Genomic DNA, 24111 nt, shown 5'->3' with positions numbered 1-24111 from the left:
AATCTTTAAAATTTAGTTTTTGGCTTCAAGGTCAAATAAGACCTTAGATTTTTCTTCCCAACTAGTTTGTCTATCAAATAAGGTTGAATAACGCTTATAATTATTGTAATTAACGGCTTTTTCCTTCCATGTGCTTACATGATTATCATAAGTATTTTGAAGCTCCAATAGCTTCCTTTCATGCTCGGAGTTGGCCGCTATATTTCTCAATTCTAATGGGTCTTCTCTTAAAAAATATAGTTCTTCAGTCTCTTTAAAACCTTCTCCAGCAAAGCCCCAATAAATGTATTTATAATCTTTTGAAACTATAGATAGCGCATGTGTTTCTGAAGGTCCCCAGACGTTAATTAAAGCCATACTTTCATGAATTTTACTTTCTGGGTTGTTATAGAGGGGCATCATATTTTTACCATCTACAGTTTTTGTGGCTTCTATACCAGCCAAATTTAATATAGTTGGGGCTATATCAATATTTCCGGTTAAAGCCTTAGAACGCTTTCCTTTATTACTATTTGAGTTTCTTGGATCATAGATTATCATCGGCACTTTTGATGATTCCTCATAGGGTAATACTTTAGAGCCATATCCATGCGAACCACAGAAAAAACCATTATCAGAAGTGTAGATGATCACTGTATTTTTATCGGCACCTGTTTTCTTTAATGTTTCTAAAATCATTCCAACGGCATAATCAATTCCATATACCTGTTGATGATATGTTGCCATGACTTCATCATATTTATCATTATAATGCCATTCTATAAATCTTGGGTATTGGCGCCCTTGTTTACTTTGATTGGAAAAATGCGCACCAAATTCTCTGCCATAATTATCTGGTTTTTTAAAGGTTTTGTTTGCATAAATACTATCAAACCTTTTATCTGGTGTGGTTGGTCTATGGGGTGCTTTAAAACTAATTGATAAACAGAAGGGTGTATTTTGTTGGGTTGAACTCTCTATAAAATCGCTTCCAAAAGCGCCATAAGCTAATGTTGAATGCGGATAAGCCTTAGCATACTTTAATAAGGCCTCATTTTTCTTTGTACTATATGAGGTTTGTCCGTCTCCTCCTGCCCATTTATCAAAATCGTTAACAGGCATATAGGTCTCCTTCTGATTTTGAACTTCAAAACCAAACTTTCCTGCAAAAGCTGTTGTATATCCTGCTTTTCTTAATAATACTGGATAAGAAGACTGCCAAACTTCATCGTTCATTGGGCCATGTAAAAAATTAGTTCCTGTTCTATATTCTAACAGGCCAGTCATTACCGTAGCCCTACTTGCCATACATATGGCTGTGGTTGCGTAGTGATGATCAAAAGTTACACCTAAATCTGAAAGTTTGTCAATATTAGGTGTTTTAACATCCTTATTCCCGTAACATCCTAATGTATAAGACGCTTGGTCATCGGCCATTAAAAAAATAATGTTAGGTCTTTCGTCTTTTATTTTTTCTGTTGTATTAGCACAGGAAAGAAAACAAATGACGACGGGAATAAGAAATGTTAGGTATTTCATTTTTAATTATTTCAATTTAAATGCTCTTGTGGAAATTTTATCCTTTCCAGGAAAATCACTTGGAATATCTATAGTTACTTTACCGGTAGCAGCCCATTCTGTACCTCTTAATAGTGTAGTTATAAAACCAACACATTCAAATGCTTTGGTATCATGTCCTAAAGTGGTATGAAACACACGTCCTTTATGGTAATCAATAGTCATAAGCATAGGTTCCGCTCTTTTAGATTTTGTACTTATAGCTGTTCCTAAGATGGTAACATTCTCGGCAGGACCTCTTAGTAAAGCATAACACTCATCATCTGCATGTAACCACTCACTTGGAATTCCTTTACTTATTGGGTGCTCTTGGTTATACATTGATACGATAAAATCTGCTCTAGGGCCATGTGCTCCGCCTGGACCTTTAGATACAGTATCTCTTACTACTTTACCGTCTTTATCGACATATAAGTATGGTCCATGTTTTTCGTTTCTACTCCACCCGCCTATTCCAATAGCTTGATTATACGCTTTCCAGTTAGGAAAACAATTATCCGCGGCATGTACAGTAACAAATCCTCCACCTTTTCTTAAATATTTTTCAAAAGCTTTCTTTGTGTCTTCAGCCCAAGGCGCTGCTCTCCATCCAAAATTTGAAATTATAACATCATATTTTGAGAACTTTGGTTTAAAATCTGGATCTGTTTTTGATTTTTTAGTTTCAACGCCTTCACCAACGTTTGCTAATGGTAGATATTTAGCCTCTCTGGTACTTTTCCATAAATACTTGGTTCTTGCAATATCCACCTTAAACAGTCCTGTTTCCTCCAAATACTGTTTCATCATTATGGTAGACTTTGGCCAGACTGCATGGTTGTTCTGTCCGTCAATTATTAAAACTTTAATTTTCTTCTTATGATTAGCATTACAAGCAGAGGTTATAATGATAAGTAATGCTAAAGATAATAGCTGTTTAATTTTCATGTGTTTAGTTTAGATGTTTTTTAGAAGGACCAAATTACCGCAAGTTTTAATAAAAAAACAATCTTTTGTTCTGAAATGCGTAACATATGAGTTCTGTATATGTGATTTTTATACAACTTCTAATAAAAAAAAGGTTGCCCTAACTAAAGGACAACCTTTTCAATAAACATAAAACACAAATTAATCTGCTACCGTAATTGTAAATACTTTGTTTACTTTCCAAAGACTACCTTCTTTAAAGGCATCTGTCACGGAGTCTTTGAATGTATTAGACAGGGTTACTTCTTTTACTCCGGCTTCTGTAAAAAGTACATAAGCCAAACGTTCTGATGTTGAAAGGCCTGCATTGGGTTTTATAAAATTGGTATATCTTAAGGAATCTGCTTCTGTAAAACCTCCATTCATGAAATGGCTGCCTTCTTGAATTTTCCACTCATGGGTTACTACACCTCTAGATAAGTCTTTAAACGCTATATAATTTCCAACACCTATTGTTTTTTCGGTTTCTTGAGATGTAGAAGCTGGTGAAGACCAGTATACCAAACTTGATACTTCATTATATGGTGGTACATAATCATCTTCATTCTCACAACTATTAAATAATCCTACACAAACAACTAGTGCAAATAGTTTAACTACAAATTTCATTTTCATAAGGTTTTAATTTACGTTTTGATTATTTAATGTTTCGCTTTGCGGAAGTGGAAAATACCCTAAATCATTGGCCGCCCAAGCAGCCGCCGCTTCTAAGTATTCTGTGAACTCATTTGGACCACTTCCCTCTTGAACCAAGCTTCTGTTTCTATTAGCTGTATTTCCGTTAGTTCTTGTATAGGTATAATTAGCAAGGCTAAAAACTCTAGTACTTAACTCTTGAAATCTTTGTTGCGTAATACCCCATCTTCTTAAATTAATAAACCGCGTTGAAAAGCCTTCCATTGCCAATTCTAATGGGTATTCTTTGTACATAAGGTGATCCATTAATGACGTCTCGTCATATGCCACACCATCAAAATCATGAGCAGAACCATCAGACATTCCCAATAACTGTAGCCCCCATCTTTTTCTTAATTCATTAAGGGTAGCAATAGCTCCAGAAACATCACCCGTTTTTGTAAGACATTCGGCATACATTAAGTAAACTCCTCCAAGTCTATTAACTACCACGTTTCTACCAGATTCCCAAGGCGTTGTATTGGTATCAAACTCCCTAGTAACAACAGTATGATTGGTGTACTTTTTAAATAATGAAAAACGGGTACCAGCAAAACCAAAAACTTGTGGAGCGGTATAGCCGTAATATGGTGAAATTTCATCATTTACAACTGCAATACTCTGAGCTGCTCTTAAAGAAATAGGTCTTAATTCTCCGTCTACTGTGTTTCTTGGATCTTGTGTATCTATAGGTTCAGTAGAATATTCATATGTTAACCACGCTGAAGGTGTTATCCATCCTTGGCCTCCAAAAGTTTGTCTAATTTCCAAATTTCTTCCATTAGGACCAGTTCTTCTAGCCAATCTATTCTGGAAAGAATCTTCATCGAAGGAGCCATCTTCTGGCTGTTTATCATCAGCGTAGTTAATTTCAAAAATGTTCTCTACACTAAATTCACCTGCATTGGTAAATATCTTAGATACGTCTTGCTCTAACTGTAAACCATATTCTCCATTATTAATTAAATCATCAAAGTATACTTGAGCCTGAGCATATTCACCTTCGTATAAATGGCTAGTTCCTAAAATTGTAGCTGCAAAGGCCTTATCAACTCTTGTAACAGGAATACCTTGAGCAGGTAAGTTGTTAAAAGCATACATTAAATCTTCTCTAAAAAATGCTAACACTTCTTCTGAAGATGACAATGGTTTCGAAAAGTCTTGAACTGTTACCGGTACGGCATCTCTAATAATGATGCTTCCATTGTTAAATGTAGAATGTAAATAAAAATGCATTAAACCTCTAAAAAATCTAGCTTCGGCCATTTGCCTAGTCCAACGTTCATCACTTTTTAATTCTTCACTCATTCCATTCAACCCTTCAATTACCTGATTCGCTCTAAAGATCACTTGATATTTAGCATCCCATCTATCACTTAATGCTCTTAAATCTGAAGTCACTCTTTGCTGGTACCAAGGCAAATATATACCTGTTGGCCTTGTTCTTTGTCCTGGAAAGGCAATATCTGTACGTAAAAATTCTTCTTCTATTCCCAGAACATACTGGTGTAACATTGCCGAATAAACCGATGTTAAATTAGATTCCGATTCATTTAAATCAGTCCAATAGGTATCTGATGACAAAAAATTTGGATTTGTCTCTTCTAAATAGTCATTACATGATTGTGCCACTATTAGCAGCCCAAACGCCATTAAACTATAAATATATTTTTTCATGATTTTTTTAGTTTTAAAATTCAAAATTCACACCTACGGAATACAAAGAAGAAAGCGGGAATCTTGCCGTATCTAATCCTCTTCTTGCTACATTACCTCCTACCTCTGGATCATAACCATCATAACCTGTAATTGTAATTGGGTTTTGAGCCGAGAAATATAGTCTTGCTCTAGAAAGTCCTACTTTCTCAGTTATATCTTTAGGTAGTGTATATCCTAATGATATTAGTTTTAATCTTAAATAATCACCATTTTCTACCCATAAATCGGAATCTCCGTTATAGTTAGGGTGCCTTCCATCTCTATCTACATAAAAAGGTGTATTTGAAGTTGGATTGTTAGGTGTCCACATATTGAATAAATCTCTATGTCTTCCTCTTGCCATTGCATCTGCCTTAGTTCCGTTTATAAGTTCGGCACCAACTGAAGCGTACCAGTTCATTGTAAGGTCAAAATTCTTGTAGGACCAGTTCATATTAAAACCTAATTCAAATTCAGGTAAACCGCTGCCCGAGTATACTCTATCATTAGCATCAATGACATTATCTCCTGCGTCTGGAATACCATCTCCATCGGTATCTTCTGTTAATTGATCTATATATTTTAAATCTCCTAACTGTGCGTTACTATCTATTAATCTATATTCATCTAATTCTTCTTGAGTTTGAATAGTACCGTCTGTTTCTTTTAACCAATATGCAGCGGCTTCTCTACCAACGGTAAATACCGTAACAGGTGTTCCTAAAATATTGGAATTAGGATTAAATATTAACTCATTACCATCTGCCATTTTGGTGATTTCATTCTCATTTTTTGTATAGGTAAATCCTAATCTAAGTTTACTTGCTCCTATGTTAGCTCTATAATTTGCAGCTACTTCTAAACCTTTATTAGTCATATCTCCAACATTAAGTGTAACATCTTGAGGACCTCCTCTAACAACACCAGCAGATCCTGGTAACCTTACAGGAAAGAGCATATCCTTTTTATCGGTATTATAATAATCTACAGATAAGGTGAATTTGTTCTTTAAGAATCCTAAATCAACTCCAATATTACTAGAAACTGAAGTCTCCCATTTTACATTAGGATTGGCATATTCTATAACACCAGATCCAAGGGTAATGATACCATCTGTTGGATCGAAAATATAATCTAATTCTTGAGCTATTGAAGATGAGAACACGTAATCGTCAAAACTATCATTACCTGCTGTACCCCTACTTGCTCTTATTTTAAAATTGTTTACTGTTCTTTTTATAGAACTCCAAAACGGTTCACTAGAAACATTCCATGCTGCCGAAATTGAAGGGAAGGTTCCCCATCGGAAATCCTGACCAAACTTACTAGAACCATCTCTTCTTACAAAACCAGATAGCATGTACCTTCCTTTGTAGTTATATTGTAATCTACCTAAGAATCCAACATTTTTTCTAATGTAATTTATACCAGATTCTGCTAAGGGGTCTTGAGAAGCTCCGTTAATAACCTCAATTTCATTTGAAACTACGCCATTTCTTGAAGCAGTGAAAGATTGAAATGTTCTTTCATCAAAAGAAGCACTTGCAACAGCATTAATGTTATGATCTCCAAAGTCTTTCTTATAGGTAAAGAATCCATCCCAACTAAATACATTTAATCGAGAAGAAAACGCGGAAACACCACTTTTTACAGGGTCTACCTCTGATGCGCCAGTTTCTATATCTAATAATTCAAATCTTGGTCTAAAAATATTTCTTATGGTACTTGTTACGTTTGTACCTAGTCTTGTTGTAAAGTCCAAGTTTTTAGTTACTTTTCTGGTAACACTTAAACTAAAGTTGATTTTATCTATTCTCTGGTTATCTCTCCTCTTAAGGTTCTGTGCTAAAGTATTAAGCGGTGTGGTAACGCCCCCGTTCCCTTCTTCAGAAAGAAACACATCAGAATCTAAATCAATTAGTGGGAAATACGGCTTATAACGTATAGCATTAGTAATTAAGCCCGAAGTTGAACGGTCTCTATTTTCTAATATAAAACCAATACTAGTGTCTATTTTCCAATTCTCTGTGTTATAAGTTGTGGTAGCTCTACCATTGTATCTTTTAAAACCAGAGCCAATTAAAACACCATCTATATCTAGCAAACCTCCAGAAACACTATATGTAAAACCTTTGTTACCACCGGATACGCGTAAATTGTAACTTTCACTTTGTGCATCATCAATAAGGACTAAATCTGTAAACACATTGTCATTACTTAACCATTCTGCTCTATTTGGTCCTGGATTAAAAGCGCTTAAACCTAAACTTGTTAAATAGTCAAAATGCTCAGTTTCAAAATACAACTGTTGTTCTGTATTCATTAATGGAATGTCTCGTTGTAAACGTTGAATACCATAAGAATGATCAAAACCTACAACCATTTTTCCTTCTTTACCTCTTTTAGTTGTTATTAATATTACACCGGCAGAACCACGCGTACCGTATACTGCTGCAGAAGCAGCATCTTTTAAAACGTCTATGGTTTCAATTTCATTACTACTTAATCTTGGATCTCCTTCTTGAGGAATACCATCTACCACAAATAATGGGGTATTAGAACCAGATAACGATGTAATACCACGAATTTGAATGCTAGATTGTTCTCCAGGTTCACCAGAATTCGCTGTAATGTTTACACCTGCAATTTGTCCTTGCATAGCAGAAGCTACGTCTGGCGTAACAAACTGCTCAATAGCTTCAGACTTTACTTGTGCTACAGCTCCTGTAATTTCCTTTTTCTTCTGTGTACCATAACCTATAACTACTACTTCTTCTAAATCCTCAAGGTCTGATTCTAACGCTACATTCATAACGTTTTTAGTAACCTTAACTTTCTGTTCAACCATTCCTAAGTAGCTAAATACAAGTACATCTCCCATATTTGCTTGAATGGAATAATTTCCATCAAAATCTGTAACTGCTCCTACAGAAGTCCCTTGTAACACAACGGCTACCCCAGGAATAGCAAGACCATCATCAGCTCCTGTTACTACACCTTTTACAGTAATATTTTGCGCCTGTAGTGACATACTAAAAATGACGGCAAAAAGAAACGGCAGTATAAAACCGTAAGGTGACTTATTCTTTTTATTTAGTTTATTCATATTGTCTTAATAATTAGTTTGTTGTTATTTTTTTGTTGTTGTAATAGCGCTATACAATCATCCTGAGTCTATTCTCATTTTCATTTTTTGCTGTTTTTTATTCATATTATTTAGTTTTAGTTAAATTCTATTTTTGGCATTTTCCCAGAGGTTTCTAGAATAGATTTTGCCTTTCCTTTATAAGTATTATTAGTGAATTTTAAATTCTTGGAGCTTCTAACTTTTATTGCGGGATTCTTTGCATGCAACATTGGGAAAGTACCTGAGTTGGTTATGGTATTTCCAGTAAAGCTTAAACCATCTGTATTTGTAATTTGAAGAATTAAATTATCAAACTGATTAAAGGTATTGTTAACTATATCAACATTCTTAAATGCTATAAACTCATTATCATCATCGGTTGCAAAACGAATAACGCCTCTATTTTTTCCTCCATGCTGGCAATCTTGAAAAACATTATTTCTAATAGTCACATTTGCTGCATTGCCCGATTCAAACCAATGGCCACTTTCCACAGGAATTAAAATGGCTTCCATTTCCGTATTGAAAACATTATCTTCTATTACGGTCTTTACGGGATTGGATATTAGAAGTCCGCGTGCTCTATTACTTCCAATTTTGCAGTTTTTAACCAATAAATCCGGATAAGCATCAAGGTTTTCTAAAAGGTCTCCAACTTTTAAGGTTTTTGGTAAGCTTTCATTGAAGGTTATTATCTGGTATCTACTATTTAAGTATTCAATGTTTTTTATGGAAACCTCGGCGTATGGAAAGAAGGAATCTTCTAGCCTTACTAAACCTATTTTGTCGTTTTTACTCCCAATTTCAAATCCTTGTTGTTGGTGGTGCATCATTCTTATACCAAGTTTATTATCATCAAGTATATCCACTATCTTTTGGTAAGTGCCATGAACATTGGTAGCATCATCTAACTGATTGTTAAACGTACTGTTTTTTAAAACCACTTTTCCTCTGCACCCCACAAAATGAGTGGCGTCTGCGGTTGTAGATACCATGCGTCCATTGGATGGTGTAATATTGAAGTTATCTAAAATTAAATCTGAAGAGTTTTCGGCTATGATTCCCATGCCACCAGCATGGTGAATGTTTACATTTGTGCCATTAAATCCGTTGGTATGTGTTACTCTAAAAGCCGGTGCAATTCTATTAAATCCTTGGTCTCCTTTCATAGTTAATATGGTTCCAATTGGGGGCATCTTTTTGTTATGCCCATGAACTCTAACTACCCCTGGTTTTAATTGCTCTACAGTTAATTTACCTTCATTACCTAAATATTTGTATTCTGGCGCTCTTTTATCATTAATATATTTATAGGATATAGCATCTACGTTGTTTCTAACTGAAGCTTTTCTTCTGGTTGAAATAGAGGTATAAGCATCAGTATTATAAGCAATAGCGCTTCTTTCTGGATCATATAAAATAGTTTGTCCAACGCCATGTTCATAATACGCTTTTACAAAATGAAGTTGGCCATTCCTAATTTCATAAGGGTACTCTTTTGATATTTTCATATCAAATGTTTTTTCCTTTTCGTCATTAGCAACAATAAGGCCTTCGCTATGAAAAGGTTCGCTCCAATCTATCGTAATATTCTTAACCGTAATGTTCGTACTTCTTTCTATTAAAAACGGAATCATAACACCATGAAATATGAAGGTAGATCCTTGACCATCAATAGTAATATTTTTTAAATCTTCAATAGGAAATGGTGTTTTAACCATTAAGTCACAATGGTTAGAAATGTATTCATAAGATTCCTTTCCTTTATCTGGATAAAAATGATATGTCCCCTTTTCAAACTTAATTTCTGAAATTGGATGGTCTTTAGCTTTAAGAATTCTAGAGACTACAGCTGGTGTAGCATCTTCTTTTATAGTTTGAGAAAATAAAATTGATTCTGGAGTAGATTCCTCAGTTGTTTTATTTGTACAACTCATAACGGAACATAAAACTCCAAATACTATACTTACTTTAAATATGTTGTAAATTTTACTAAAAGTCATTTGTTTAGTCAGTCTTTATTTATTGTAAATTTCAAGATTAGACCACCAAAGGGTGTACGCCCAAGTACAAAAAATGTATTTAATAGTAAATCATTTGAATAGCAATAATATCAAGGCGTTTCAAATGTATACATTGCTAGTCTTGTGGTTATTGAACTTCAAATTTTAAGAATCCAGACAATTTTCCAGAGGTAGTTTTGATATTTATAGTGCCTTCTGAATCGCCAACTTTTATGAGTGCCGTTGCAATTCCTGCTTCTGCTTTAATTTCATCTGGATTTAGGATACTTACATCTCCAGAAATATCAAAATTTACTGTTTCCGAATAGTCTGGAATTATAGTTCCATTTTCATCTACTGCAGCTGCATATAAGAATAAGACATCGTTTTGATTGGTTTCTGGTGCTTTACCACTTTCGTCTAACCAAAGTTTTATGGCTGTAGCTTTTTTAGGAGTTATGACGATATCTTCTGCAACCTTCTTTCCATCAACAAAACCAACAGCTTTTAAAGTGCCAGGTTTAAATTCTTTAATTTTAAAGGTAAAAGGCGGATGCTTAATTTTATCTGTGTTTTTACCCGAATCTGGTTTTTGAGAGGCTACCAAAGTATTGTTTAAATACAGTTTTACCTCATCTGCATTAGAAAACACTCTAATGTCTTTTGGAGACTTCTCATTCCAATAGGTGGCGAGCTTTAACATATACCCCTTACTTACATCTTGTTGACTCTTATAAAAATAATATGCAAATTTTGGTAAACGGAAAAGATCCATTAATCCTGAATATTCAATATCATCGTGATAACCCCTATTATAATCATACATTACCCAATAGCTATCTGAATAGGCTACAGTATTTAAGTTATCATTATGAGCTTCTTGTACATTGTATGCCTGATTGAGCAAACGTTCTTCACCATAAGCTCTGGCTTGTCTACTGCTTAATTCTGCTCTTAAATCATTAGGTAATTTATCTTGGTTTAATCCCGCATTTTTAGAATGGTACTCCCAATCTCCGTATTCTGAAACTGAATACGGTTTATCTTTTAATTCATGTGGATGAAGAATTCTATGTTGGCGCGCTTGCAAGTAAATATTATACACATCGTCTTTCCAACCGCATGAGTACACATTGTCTCCAGGGTATTCGGCATGCACAATTCTATCTAATTCTTCCATAAAGAAAATGGGCATTTGGGTTTCGTTTAAAGACACTTCCCAAGCCAAAACGGATGGTCTGTTTCTATCTCTTCTAATTAATTCTGTTGCAGAACGATAGCAATAATCTCTAAATGAGTCAGTATCATTATAAAACTGCCACCCCATAATGGCATCAATAACCACTAACCCTAATTCGTCACAGGCATCCATAAAAGCAGGTGATTGCGGATAATGTGATAAACGGATGTAATTAAAACCAGCGTCTTTAATTTTCTTTGCATCTCTATATTGCGCATTATCGGAAAGTGCATAACCTATAAAAGGGTACTCTTGATGGCGGTTAACACCTCTTAAAAACGTCTTTTCTCCGTTTATGTATAATTCATTATCCTGAAATGTAAATTCTCTTATTCCAAAACGGGTAGTATCTTCATCAATTACCTCTCCATTCAGTACTAATTGTGTTTTTAACGTATATAGATTAGGATCTCTTGGAGACCATAAACTGGCATTTTGAATTGAAAACTCTTCTGTTAGTTCTATATCTTTTTCACCATGTATTGTAATATTTGAGGAGGAATGTTCTTCCACTAAAGTGCCATTTTTATATATTTTCTGAACTAACTCAATTGCCTTTTCCTCTTTAAAATCGTTGGTTAGATGTGTTTTAACTTTTACTATAGATTCGTCTTTAGACACCTTTGGATAAGTGATAAAAATACCACCACCTGCTACTTTGTTGGCCAACACAGGATGGGATATATACACTTTTTCTTTAACAGTAAACCAGGCATTTCTATACAAGCCACCGTACATGTTAAAGTCCAAACGTTTTAATGGTTTTGGTCCTGTTATTTTATTATCTGTATTATCTAAGCGAATAGCAATAACATTTTCATCCCCCGATGTCACATATTTTGTAACATCTACAACTACAGGTAAATAACCACCATGGTGTTTTGACACCTCTTCTCCATTAATCCATATTTTGGAATAATTCATGGCAGCTTCTAACTCCAAAAACATCTTTTTGTCTATATTTCCTTTAGGAATATGAAACGTTTTACGATACCAACAGATGCCTTGCCATTGATTATTAACTGTTTGAGGTTCTATGTTTGCGGTATGTGGCAGGCTTACTGCTTCCCAACCAGAATCATTAAATGTTGTTAAATGCCAATTAGCCTCAGAATCTATTGAGGTTTCAATCTTCTTGAATTTCCAATCTGCGTTTATTTTTAGAGTTTGTAATGTTTCTTCTTTACATGATTGAAAGCAAATTAGGCATATTACTATTAAACCTAGAACATTCTTAAACCTCTCATTTAAAACTACTATCATGCTATATATTTTTCTTAATTTACCTTTAATGTTAAAACCTGTGTTTTCAATGTATTTGAGCTAACAGTTAGATGTAAATCCTCTGTTTTATTACCTACTTTTAAATACACTAAACATTTCCCTTTATTTGTTTTTTTTGAAGTCTTGTCCATAAAACTAGAAGTGTTATAAACGTTACCATTAGACAGTCCAATAATTTTTCCATTACCTTTAATTTGAAAGCTTAAATCTGATTCTAAGTGTTTAACCAAATTCCCTTTATTGTCTAAGACATTAACCTCAACTAAAGCAACTTCATTTTTAATCACATTAGTTTTATTAGCTTTTAAATGAATTTTCCTTGGTTTGCCAGATGTCTTTAGTTCAAACTCACAGACTTCTTTTCCGTTAATAATTCCAACAGCTTTTAATAGTCCCGGTTCATAATCTATTTCTTTCCATTTCATTATCCAATTCGAAAAATCCGAAAGCTTCTTATTACCAATTTTCTTTCCATTTAAGTACAGATTAACAGATTCACAATTAGTATATGTAACTAAATCATAAGCTTTACCTTTTTCTAAATTCCATGATTCATGCATTGGGGGCCAACCCCATTTTCCTGAAGTAGAAAAATCGTCTGCATCACCTTCATAAACTGCAATTCTCACTACTGGTTTATCTGTCCATAGGGCTTGGTATAGGTAAGAACGTTCTTTTCTAAATCCTGCAAAATCTACCAAACCACAATCTGTCCCTAATTTGGGAAACTTTTTAGATTCGCCTAAGTAGTCTATTCCAGACCAAAGAAATAGGCCCATATTAAAATTGTTATCTAAAACATCAAACCAAGGCAATCGTTCAATATTAGCAAATCGTTTTGTTGGTGAGCTATTAAAATAAATATAACTTTCTGTACTTAAGTATGGCTTATCTGGATTCCTGCTTCCGATTTCATTTACCCATTGTTCTCCGTAATTCATGGCAATAATATCCATGTAACTAGTTGTTTCTAAAATCTTGTTTACTTTTTTTGATGGGTTTTCATCTTTGTACCGTTCTAAACCTGAAATAACAGGACGTGTTGGATCTAGTGTTCTTACAAAACTTGCATATGTTTTCAATCCTGCATTTTGTCTTACATTACCAGGGCTATGGTTTTCATTTCCAACACTCCATATTATTATACTTGGATGATTTCTATCTCTTAGAATTGTCTGCTTATAGTTTTTTTGCCATTCTAAATAGAATTTTGGGTCTCCAAAGCCACTTGGATTAAAGAAGTTGTTTTTTAAATTACTATTGGCATAAGGCACATTATCATACCATTTATCTACAAATTCATCCATTACTAAAAACCCCATTTGGTCACACAAATCCATAAACTCAGGAGAAGCTGGATTATGTGCAGTTCTAATAGCATTACATCCAAATTCTTTTAAGGTTTTTAATCTATACTCCCAAACTTCTATAGGTACTGCCGCTCCTAGAACTCCTGCTTCATGATGTAAACAAACTCCATTTATTTTCATGTTTTTTCCATTTAAAAAGAAGCCCTTTTTTGCATCAAACTCTATGGCTCTAATTCCGAATGTAGACTGATAATCATCAATCACCTCTCCATCTACTTTAATCTTAGTTAGAGCTGTATACAATTTAGGCGATTTATCACTCCATAACTCTGGATTTTCAATAAAAATATTTTGAGACACCGTGTATTGTCTCATTAATTTTGCGTTTATTTTCGAAGTTGCAAAACCTACTCTGTTTCCTTTGGAATTGTATAAAGTTGTTGTTAGTTCAAATTTTACTTTTCCTCTAAAATTCTCAACAGTAGTTTCTATGTTTACCAATGCTTTTTCTTGTGAAACTTCAGGTGTGGTTATATATGTTCCCCAATTATTTACATGTAAATTATCTGAAATAGTTAACCAAGTGTTTCTGTAAATTCCGGAACCTGAATACCACCTGCAATTAGGTTGAATAGAATTATCTACTTTAACAGCAATAACATTAGTTTTACCGTATTTTAGATAAGGCGAAATATCAAAATAAAAACTTGTATAACCGTCATATTGGTTTCCAACATGTTCTCCATTCACATATACCTGCGCATGTCTATAAACACCATCAAATTGAATCTCAATGTGTTTATTTTTATAGGTTTCTGGAATAGTAAAATGTTTTCTATACCACCCAATACCACCAGGCAACCAAGCGTTTCTTCCGGAGTTAGTTTTATCAAATTTATGTTCTACACTCCAATCGTGTGGCACTTCTAATTCCCTCCAATCGGAATCATCAAATTCAGCAGCACTAAAAATTATACTATCCGCTAAGTTGAACTTCCATTCTTTATTAAAGTTTTCTTTTATTCTAACTGGCGAATTATTAAAATACTGAGAGAATGTTTTGTTTAATGAAAATAGAAATAGAATAATGATGAGTCCTTTTTTCATATCTATTGTTTCTTAAGGTATTTTTTAAATTTTGCAGTCCATTTTTTAAAACCAACCTCAACTCCGCTTTCCATTTCTTTTCTTACTTCGGGATAATCCTCTTTTATCCATTGCACAAGGTCCACTGTAGTTTGTACTGACTTTGGTTGGTATGTGTCGCTCACGGGTTTTAACTGCTCATCATAGGTTTTGGTTTTAGCCCTAAGTCTTTCTAAAACTGAAGTATACTTTGGGTTAGCCGCAAGATTATTTAGTTCCTGTGGGTCACTTTTTAAATGGTATAGCTCTTCTAAGGGTTTAGTTTTTTCAAAAAAGAATTTTTGGTTTTCATTTAATTGTCCTTCTTTGTTCAATGTTCTCATAACATGTACTGCGGGACGATAGAATTCTAGATAGCCTTGATGCGCATCGAAAGGAATTTGTGGTTTATCATTTCTTATGTACTTCCATTCATTGGAAGTTATAGCTCTAGATTTCTCTTCGATTTCATCCCACAAATCTCTGGTGGCATAGACATAATCTCTTTTAAACTTATTTGAAAATAGTGGTTTTCCCGTCATATACTCTGGAGTAATAACCCCAGCAAAATCAAGTATTGTAGCTGTTATATCTGTAGCGCTTACCACATCTTTTCTAACGTCTCCTCCTTTAAATTGCTTCGGATAATGTATGATATGTGGAATTCTTAACCCTGGGTCGTGTAAATAGCCTTTACCTTTAATATTACAACGTCCGTTATCGCCTATAAAAATGACAATAGTGTTATCTGCCATTCCTTTTTCCTTTAACTCCTTAAAGATCATACCTACCTCATTATCCATAAACTCTACTTGATCTAAATATTTAGCCCAATCTAATCTAATGGCCGGATGATCTGCATAATATTCTGGTAACTCTACTTTGTTAGGATCCACTGGGTGATTAGATTGCGCTCTAACCTCATCCCACCAATCACCCCTATGTGTAGCTTTTAATTGAATTTGTGCAAAAAACGGCTGATCTTCTTTTGTAAAATTGTCATACTTATCAAATAACCCAAACGTTGTTTTACCGTCCCAATCTCCCAAAGGCTCATGTTTAAAATTCACATCTATTTTGCGTCCTTTTTGCATTACCCCATGATGTCCAAGAATGGTTGTATAGCCAACTTCTCTTAACTTTTGAGTAAAAGGTGTAAACTGCTGGTCTAATGGCACATTTCTATTACTTCTGTGATTATGCGTATTCGTTTTAAGTTGGTGCGTACCAATCATCATTGCAGATCTACTTGGAGAACAAATAGGGTTGGTAACAAAAGTATTGTCAAATCTAACCCCTTCTTTTGCCATTTTATCTAGATATGGTGTTTTTACATTTGGCATGCCATAACAAGCTAAATCTAAACTCATATCTTCTGCCATTATCCAGATAATGTTTGGCTTTTCTGAAGTCCTTTTATCTTGAGATGTACAACTTAAAACAAAGAGACAAAGTATTGAGCATAAAGCAAACGAGCGTCTTGTGTTTTTCATAACTCTTTATTTAAAAATGCCTCCAGAATATGGGTAATGTTCTATAACTACACTTTCCGTTTTAAGAATGCTGTTCATTTCTTTAACAATATCTGGATGTTGCTCCGAAATGTCTTTAGTTTCATATACATCTTCTTCTAAGTTGTATAATTCGGTCTTATAAGAATCTCCAATACGTACTGCTTTCCATTTTCCTTTTCTAGCTGCCTGTTTAAATGCTTTAATGGACTTTCCTTCTTGAATTTCCCAATACATGTGCTTATGCTCTTTTTGGGTGTTTTTTCCTAAAATTGTGGGCAAAAAGGAAATACCATCTATGTTATCAGGTGCTTTTACTCCTGCCACCTCGGCAAATGTTGGCATTACATCCTGAAACCCTGATATATGATGCGATACTTGTCCTGGTTTTACTTTACCTTTCCAATATACAATCATAGGTTCGCGAATACCACCTTCATATAAATCTCTTTTGTACCCTTTTAAACCTGCGGAAGATTTAAAGAATTCATGACTGTGTTTTAAGTGTTTTTTATATCTATGAGATCCTGTCCAAGGTCCATTATCACTACTAAAAACAACTAAAGTGTTATCTAATTCTCCGCGTTTTTCAAGTGTATCTAAAAGGCGTTTTATTTGTTCATCTAACATGGTTACGCGAGAAGCATACTCCCTGTCATACTCTGGAAAACCATAGTCTTTGTATAAATCGTTTTTTCGCACATTATACTCGTTTGCATGAGGTGTTCTGTACGACATGTAAAGAAAGAAGGGTTTATCATTGTCTTTCTTTTCAAGGAATTCTAGAGCAAAATTTGTTCTGAATTCATCTAAGCATTTGTATTTATTGTATTCGTATAGGATGGAATCTTGATTGTTATTTACCCAATGAATACGTTCATCAATTTCATTTCCTTTGATATCTTTTCCCCATTGCTCTTGTACAGCATAATCAAAGCCTCTTCCTTTTGCCCATGTAGATTGATCTTGTGGAAGTCCCAAGTGCCATTTACCAATCATTGCGGTTTGATATCCAGCCTTTTTAAGAACTTCTGGAATAATTATTTCTGTTTTTCTTAAAGGTACTCTATCGTATCTATTTTCATATTCACCTTTATTACCTCTAATACTTACATGACCTGTATGTAACCCAGTCATTAATACCGCTCTTGAGGGAGAACATACAGCAGTTCCTGCGTAGAAATCTGTAAAACGCATACCTTTTGATGCTAGCTCATCTAAAAAGGGTGTTTTTAGTATTTCTTGTCCGTAACTACCTAACTCTCCATACCCCATATCATCTGCAAGTAGAAAAATGATATTCGGTTTTTTACTTGTAATTGTAGGTTCTGTTTCCTTTAATTCTGCTTTATTACTTGTCGTATTTTTGCATGTGTATACTGCACAAATAGCTATTAGCGCTATTGTGAAACGTTTTAGAACTTTCATATGTGATTTTTTTAATATTCAGGAACAGCTTCCTTTTCCCAAGCAGCTAATTCTGTTTTTAGTCTAGTTTCTATCTCTAAGTTGGTTCCGATGAGATTATTTTTTTCGCTTATATCATTAGTTATGTTAAACAACTGAAGTTTCCCTGAATGATACTTAATAAGTTTCCAGTCTCCAGAAATTACGGCAGCGTACTGATCTTCATAACTTCTAAAGAAATACAAGTTCCTTGGCGCAATTTGTCCACCTTTAAGAAGTGGCATTAAACTAATACCTTGTATATCCTTGTTATTATAGGTGTTACCAGATGCAATTTCAACCAATGTTGGAAATACATCAATGGATTGTACTGGTGTATCTGTAACTGTATTTGCTTTAGTAACTCCAGGGTAATACACCATAAAGGGCACCCTCGCTCCTCCTTCACCTAAAGTATTACCGCCTTTTTTACCGCCCGATAAAGGGGCGTTAGTGTAAGCTCCTCCTTGATCGGATAATACAATGAACACAGTGTTATCCGAAATACCTTTATCGTTTAAAGCTTTACGAATTCTACCAACAGACTCGTCCATTGCTTCAACCATAGCAGCGTGATGCGCATATTTTCCTTTTAATCCTGCTTCCTGATACTTTTTCAATAGATCCTTTCTTCCCACCGAAGGTCCATGGACTGAATAATACCAAAAAGACAACATAAATGGTTGTGCTTTGTTATAGGTAGAAATAAAATCTACTGCATTATCTGTAAGAACATCTGTTAGATAATCTCCTTTCTTATTCTTTTCAAAATAACGCTTTGGGTCTCCGCCATCTTTAAAAAATGGAAAGTAATAACTCTTTGGATGTCCGAAATCCGTGGCACCAAAAACACTATCAAATCCCTGATTATGCGGATAATATTCACCATTTCCCAAATGCCATTTTCCTATAAAATGGTTGTAATATCCATATTCCTTTAGTTTCTCGGCATAGGTTACCTCATTGAGGGGCAAATAATTCCTTGATGGTCTTTTTACTGGGTCTGTAGGCCAAACATTGTAATCTGCATTTATAAAATCTTTTTCCGTGGGTATATGTCTAGACATTTCAAGCCTTACCGCTTCTTTTCCAGTGAGTAGCGATAATCTACTTGGGCTGCATGTTGGTGTTGGAATATAGGCTCTATTAAAATCTAAACCATCTTTTTTTAGTTGGTCTAAATTTGGAGTAGAGAATACATCATTTCTATAGCCAATGTCTGCCCAACCATAATCGTCTACAAATAACATAACGATATTTGGCTTGTTTGGTGTTTCTGATTTTGAAACGTCTGTAGATTCTTTTTCTGGTTTAGTTTTACAAGCAAACAAACCTAACATGAGCGTTGCTGTTATAAATATGTGTTTAAGTTGCATAAAAGTTGATTAGATTTTAAGTAAAATTATCATTTATATGAATCTGAATTGTGTCTATACGTTTAGAAAGTGTCCCTATGCGTAAAAAAGATTTATAATGAACTTTTTAGTTCAATATCAATAAATCTAAAACCTCCCAAGGGTATTTCTATTTCTAAAGTATCATCGTTTTTTATCATAAATTGTTCTCCATTCAATATATCTTTAATACTCAATGGATTAATTGAATTAAACCTCACCTTAGCAGTGGCTTTTTTTGGATTTATATATCCATTTTCAACTAAAGTAAGTCGCAATTGCTTAGGTCCTATTTGAGCTACTACCCAAGCCACATCTCCAGAAACTGTTATTGGTAACTTTTTACTACTTTCCTTTAAATCATCTTGTATGGTCTTATAGTATATGTCTGCTTTATAGGTTGTACTACCATCATTTGAGTAATAGTTATGACCATCTGTAATATACTCTTTCATAATGCTCTTATACAAGGGGTGTAAATGCTCTGTTAGTTTACCTCTTGGAGCATTCTTTTCGGCATAAACACCACTTTGAGGTGGTGTTATGAGTACCATTCCGTATTCATATGGTGCTAAAAAGTTTAATCTGCGTTCATTAACCCCTGCTGCATATTTAGAAAAATCCCAATCCGTAATTGGAGCTCCAGGCCATGTACCGTTTAGCCTACTAAATACATATTTGTGTTTACTTTCAAACGCTTCATCATAAAACGTAGTCCACTTTACATTTGCGCCATCGTTTAAAAAATGATGGTCTGGTTTTTTCATACTGATGTGTACTGGCGAAATACTCAAAATCTCATTTCGTTTTGGCACATATAATGCGCCTTTAGCTATGAGTTCCCAATAGATACTTAAATACTCTTGATCTACAGCAAAATTATTAATGTACTGTGCTCCATTTGCCGTATGAAAGATTAGCATTCTTAAAAAGTGGTTAGGTAGTCTTTGATATCCTAATTGGCGAGATCTATCAAAAGAAACGTTATCTGGTACTGCTCTTGTACCCCAGCCATTAACCGCTCCACTTGTCCACATTCCCATACGTCCTGCCAGACTAAGTTCCATGGATTTATCTGTTGTCTCTTCCATTGATGGTACAAAAACATCAGCGTACTTACCAGACATTAATTCTGACCATGAACTTAAATAGTTTGAACCTAACCAAAATATATTTTTCGATCTCAAAAAGATATTGGCGTTTCTATTTTGTGCATATTCTGCTAAAGGATAAAGTAATTCACCAACTAGAAAATCAAGGTTTTCTTTATTATGATCTTCAACTTCTGGATAAATTAAAACGGTCTTTTTTCCGTTAGCTTTATCTAGTATCTTTTTTGTTGTATTTATATTAAACATAAAAGGATCATTCCCATGTCCTGCCCAATAAGCCACTCCTGGTTCTCCTTCATATTGATTTGTTATTTGATTTACAGCCTCTTTTTGACTTAAGGTGTATTTCTTTCTTCTATCTCTAGTTTTTCTGTATTTGTCATTTGATAAAACCGATCTATCAAAATCTTCAACATTTTTCATGTGAAGTGAATTTAAAAATATAGGATTGCCATATGTTTTATCGATTTTATGCTTTAAGCTTAACTGACTTTCTGGTACTTTTTCAGTCATAAAAAACACGGGTTGAGAATTATTTTGATATGTTGGTTTCTTATACTTCTTAAGGTTATATCTGGTTATTTTAGTGTTTTCTATAATTTCTTGAATTTTTCCCTTAGGACGAAGTGCTTTAAATGCCGGTTTCCAATTAGAGTTTTGAAGGTTAATGATGTGTATACAGCTTCCTCCACTTTGTGCACTACCTAAAATTAGCATATCTCTTTTGGTATCTTTTACCATGTCATTGTAAGCATACTTGCTAACAATACGCTCAGTATCATTAACTTTTTTAGGATTATATATATGAATTTGACTTCCTACTCTAGTTAAGTATTTAATTCCTTTTTCTGTTTTTAAGGTTGCATTATGGGCTATATCATAACCAAATTTAACTTTGGTTATTCTATTAAAATCAAAGCGATCTGTTTTTAGATTATAAGTGGTAACTAAAATATCATTTACATGAGAGGATGATCCTAAAATTATATCTTCATTTCCGTCATTATCAATATCGGCAGTTTTAAAATCACCTAAAGGCCTTATTCTTATTTTCTTTTTAATATCGGAACTTGCCTGAATCTTTACGGTTTTAAAAGGCTTATCTTCTAGAGGTTTAAAAAAATACAGCGTACCTGGGACATTCATATGATTATTTGTACCTAATACCACCAAGTTCTGTGAACCATCTTTCATTTTAATTGTTCTAATAAAATTGGCTGTACATTCATTAGGCTTGGGAATGTCTTTTCTGTACTTACTTCGTGGTTTTTCTATTGAAAAGCTATTGGAGTGTATTCTTTTTATAAGTTTCCCGTCTTTGGATAAGTAGTAAATGTTTTTGTCAAATCCACCAGCAACAACGTAACATTCATTACTATGTTTAATGATGCTCACAGCATACATTGGTGCTGCATTTTCTTTAAACTTCCACAGTAATTCCCCTTTAAAGTTTAGACAATAAATAGTCCCGTCTGCATTTGCCGTGACAATCTCATCTTTTCCATCGTTATCTATATCGCCACACCAAACATCATGATTCATATAACCAGATAACTTGTTTTCCCAAAGTAACTCTCCTTTATAGCTATAAGCTACAATGGTGCCCTCGTAACTAGAGCCAACTAAATATGCTGAGGTCTTTTCTTTATCGGCTATCCTCACTTTAAGGATAGTATACCCAGTATTAATGCTTTTTATAGGATTTGGATCTTGTATTCCCCAAACAGTACTATTAAAAATTAATAGAAAAGATAGAACCGTGATGTAATTTAGCTTATTCATACTCAATTCAAAATAGTATTTAATTTTTTTCTAAACATGATTAACACTTCCTTAGATGATGGATCATTGGCAATATTCTCCCATTCATTTGGATCTTTACCATGATTGTATAATTCCTCAAATCCGTCTTCATACACAGTGTATCTATAGGTTTTATTTCGTAATGAATGTGTTCCTTTAGATTTTGAGGTTAATGCCAGATCATTCCATTTAGATGCCTTATTTTTTAGAATAGGCACTAAACTTTTACCTTCATTAGCTTTATTTTTAGGTAAACCACTTAATTCTACCAAAGTTGGATAAACATCTAAAAGAGATACCACCTTAGAGCTTACTTTTCCTTTAGTATCTTTTGGATTGTAAATGAGTAAAGGTGTTTTAGCAGAACGTTCCCAAAGTACGTTTTTACCCCAATGCTCTTTTTCTCCTAAATGCCAGCCATGATCTCCCATTAAAACAATAATGGTGTTATTAGCGTACGGACTATTGTTTAGTTTTTCTAGCAAATGCCCAATACAGGCATCTGCAAACGACAAATTAGCAAGATAAGCACGCACTGCTTCTTTCCATTTATTCTCCTCAATAATGGCTTTATGAACCGTGGTCTTGGACATGTTATTTCCCATTTTGCCCACATCTTTTAAATCATTTTTAAGTGTTTCTGGAATTTGTATTTCCTTTAAATCATATAAATCAAAATATGCCTTAGGTGCGTACCAGGGTAAATGAGGTCTAAATATGCCGCAGGCAGCGAAAAAAGGTTTATTATGCTTTTTATTAATAAACTCTCCAATGTATTCTGCAGATTTCCAATCGTTATTATCTTGATCTTTAGTGGCCGTTCCAAACCAATCAAAAGATCTTGTAAACGACCCTTTAATGCCTCTTTTCTTTAAGTTTAAATTATGAAGATACCGATCTTCCTTTTCTGGGTATTTTGTACCGGCACCTCCGATTCTTTCCGTTTGAAATGAGCCCGGGTCACTGCCTTCCTTTGGTTCTTTTCCTCCTCCCCTTGCATTATGAAATATTTTTCCAGCTGCTATTGTGGTATAGCCATTTTTCTCGAAATACTGAGGTAAGGTTAAAATATGCTCAAAGCCATTTATATCTCTAAATTTTTCATTATTCCCATATACACCTGTTGTAGAAGGGTTGTAACCTGTTAACATACTAGTTCTTGAAGGATTACATAAAGGCGCAGAGCAATATGCCTTGTCAAAAATTGTGCTTTTTTGAGCTAATGCATCAATGTTTGGGGTTTGGGCTTGAGGATTACCACCAAAAGCTCCCACCCAATCATTCATGTCATCTACCATAATTAAAAGTACGTTAGGTTTCTCTTGGGTTCTTCCTAAAACTGTAAATAGGAACAAACCGTAAAGTATGATATGTCTTTTCATGTATTACTTGTATTTAATTCCAAAATTCTCACTAATCGTACTTAAAACTGTACCTAGTAGTTTAATAAATGTTTCTATGGGTAAATACATCTTTATTATTCTTAAACACATTCTTTTAACGTTCATGTACATATAGGAAATCTGCAAACCGGATCTTTGAGCATAACAAAAACAAACAAGATTATGAGACTTTTAAAAACCACATGTTTACTTCTAGGAGTCTTTGCTTTTTCAACCTCTTACGGTCAACAAGATTTGGAAGCGAAAAAGAAGAAACAATTTGCTAAAGCGGACATAGATGCTAACGGGTTCACTGATTTTGAAGAAATGAAAGCCAAGTTCGGCAATAAAAAAACTAAAGATGGTAAACCTTTTAATATTGAAACCATGTTTAAGAAGAAAGACTTAAATGCTGATGGAAAATTAGATTTTAAAGAGTTTTTCGCAAAAGGGAAAAAGAAAAAATAAGCCCTGTTGA

The 24111-nt window shown here is 34.1% G+C and carries 14 protein-coding genes; 1 reads left to right on the top strand and 13 read right to left on the bottom strand.

Annotation, left to right across the window (positions count from 1 at the left end; all coding sequences use genetic code 11):
* Positions 1–12: 12 nt before the first annotated feature.
* The 13 genes from FUA24_RS19465 to FUA24_RS19405 form a co-directional block, all read right to left on the bottom strand.
* Complete coding sequence (locus FUA24_RS19465; RefSeq protein WP_148544720.1) at positions 13–1518, bottom strand: sulfatase family protein; 1506 nt, start codon at positions 1516–1518, stop codon at positions 13–15.
* Positions 1519–1524: 6 nt separating this feature from the next.
* On the bottom strand, positions 1525–2484 hold the full coding sequence (locus FUA24_RS19460) for a ThuA domain-containing protein (protein WP_148544719.1): 960 nt from the start codon (positions 2482–2484) through the stop codon (positions 1525–1527).
* 180 nt (positions 2485–2664) lie between these two features.
* Positions 2665–3132 (bottom strand): hypothetical protein, encoded by a 468-nt coding sequence (locus tag FUA24_RS19455; protein ID WP_148544718.1) that lies wholly within the window; start codon positions 3130–3132, stop codon positions 2665–2667.
* A 12-nt stretch (positions 3133–3144) separates the two neighbouring features.
* Positions 3145–4875 carry a RagB/SusD family nutrient uptake outer membrane protein gene (locus tag FUA24_RS19450; protein WP_148544717.1) on the bottom strand — a complete coding sequence of 577 codons (1731 nt, stop codon included), beginning with the start codon at positions 4873–4875 and terminating at the stop codon, positions 3145–3147.
* Between the two features lie 13 nt (positions 4876–4888).
* On the bottom strand, positions 4889–8002 hold the full coding sequence (locus FUA24_RS19445; protein ID WP_148544716.1) for a SusC/RagA family TonB-linked outer membrane protein: 3114 nt from the start codon (positions 8000–8002) through the stop codon (positions 4889–4891).
* Positions 8003–8118: 116 nt separating this feature from the next.
* Positions 8119–10026 carry a right-handed parallel beta-helix repeat-containing protein gene (locus tag FUA24_RS19440; protein WP_246147109.1) on the bottom strand — a complete coding sequence of 636 codons (1908 nt, stop codon included), beginning with the start codon at positions 10024–10026 and terminating at the stop codon, positions 8119–8121.
* Positions 10027–10174: 148 nt separating this feature from the next.
* Positions 10175–12529, bottom strand: a complete 2355-nt coding sequence (locus FUA24_RS19435; RefSeq protein ID WP_148544715.1) for a glycoside hydrolase family 2 TIM barrel-domain containing protein — start codon at positions 12527–12529, stop codon at positions 10175–10177.
* Between the two features lie 14 nt (positions 12530–12543).
* Entirely contained in the window at positions 12544–14967 is a 2424-nt protein-coding gene (locus tag FUA24_RS19430) for a glycoside hydrolase family 2 TIM barrel-domain containing protein (protein WP_148544714.1), read from the bottom strand.
* A 2-nt stretch (positions 14968–14969) separates the two neighbouring features.
* The gene (locus tag FUA24_RS19425; RefSeq protein WP_148544713.1) at positions 14970–16478 is read right to left on the bottom strand and encodes a sulfatase family protein; all 1509 of its coding nucleotides are present in this window, start codon (positions 16476–16478) and stop codon (positions 14970–14972) included.
* Between the two features lie 6 nt (positions 16479–16484).
* Positions 16485–17924, bottom strand: coding sequence for an arylsulfatase (locus tag FUA24_RS19420; RefSeq protein WP_148544712.1), 1440 nt, complete (start codon positions 17922–17924; stop codon positions 16485–16487).
* Positions 17925–17935: 11 nt separating this feature from the next.
* Positions 17936–19318: a sulfatase gene (locus tag FUA24_RS19415; RefSeq protein WP_246147108.1), complete on the bottom strand. Its 1383-nt coding sequence runs from the start codon at positions 19316–19318 to the stop codon at positions 17936–17938.
* Between the two features lie 92 nt (positions 19319–19410).
* Entirely contained in the window at positions 19411–22230 is a 2820-nt protein-coding gene (locus tag FUA24_RS19410; RefSeq protein WP_148544711.1) for a hypothetical protein, read from the bottom strand.
* Between the two features lie 2 nt (positions 22231–22232).
* Positions 22233–23633 carry a sulfatase gene (locus FUA24_RS19405; protein ID WP_148544710.1) on the bottom strand — a complete coding sequence of 467 codons (1401 nt, stop codon included), beginning with the start codon at positions 23631–23633 and terminating at the stop codon, positions 22233–22235.
* Positions 23634–23816: 183 nt separating this feature from the next.
* Between FUA24_RS19405 and FUA24_RS19400 the strand changes: the two genes are divergently transcribed.
* Positions 23817–24101: an EF-hand domain-containing protein gene (locus FUA24_RS19400; protein WP_148544709.1), complete on the top strand. Its 285-nt coding sequence runs from the start codon at positions 23817–23819 to the stop codon at positions 24099–24101.
* The last annotated feature ends 10 nt before the right edge of the window (positions 24102–24111 follow it).

This window comes from Seonamhaeicola marinus, assembly GCF_008085455.1.
Note: the sequence above shows the minus strand (reverse complement) of the source record. Positions and strands in the feature narration are given on the sequence as shown.